1 protein-coding gene is annotated in these 772 nt (G+C 45.7%); it reads left to right on the top strand.

Annotation, left to right across the window (positions count from 1 at the left end; all coding sequences use genetic code 11):
- Positions 1–772 (top strand): hemagglutinin repeat-containing protein (locus tag ACFILW_RS10375; RefSeq protein ID WP_375685798.1); only part of this gene is annotated, 772 nt, incomplete at both ends.

Genomic DNA, 772 nt, shown 5'->3' with positions numbered 1-772 from the left:
ATAATATCACCCTATCAGAAAGCTATGATACCTCTAACGGCAAAGAGACACATGAAAAGTCTTTTGCTGGTGTGACAGGCTCTGTCAATGTGGGCATTCTTGGTACAGTAAAAGATGTAAAGGATGCAGCCAAACGTTTTGGTCATGGGGATACAAAACACAAAATCGGCAATGGTCTTATTGCTGGTCTAAAAGGCTATGATCTCTATAGCAAAGGCAAAGGTCTTTATAATGGGATGAAAGGTGGAAACAAACAGTCTATTCGTGATATTGCTGATGTTTCTGCTAGCGTAACCGTGGGCTTTAGGACAGAGAAGGAGGAGGCATCGGTTCAGACATCTACTGCGGTGACAGGTACAATAGAAGCAGGACGCGCTGTTAATATGCAAGCCCACAAAGGCAGCATCCATGGTGTTGGAGCCGATATTATTGCCGGCACAAACCCGATGCAAAGCAATGATAAACAGAGTGGAAATATCACCATGGAAGCAGGTGAAGATATCATCTTTGAAAGTGCGCAAAACACGCAGAGCACAGAAAACCACATGCAAAGCGCTTCAATGAATATTGGGTATAGTTATGGTACCGGTGGTACAGGGTGGATGGGGAATGCTTCTTTTGGTAAAGGCAAGGGTTCCAGTGAGGAGGTTCACCAGAAGAACAGCCATATTATAGGCACCGGCACAGTTCACACAACGAGTGGGGCAAACACCACATTGGCAGGCGCCGTGGTTTCTGGAGAGCGTGTAGAAATGGAAGTAGGGGGTGATTT

The sequence above is a fragment of the Bartonella sp. TT110JLCBS genome, assembly GCF_042193405.1.
In the GTDB taxonomy this organism is placed as follows: Bacteria; Pseudomonadota; Alphaproteobacteria; order Rhizobiales; family Rhizobiaceae; genus Bartonella.
This window is presented reverse-complemented; position numbering and strand designations above follow the sequence as displayed.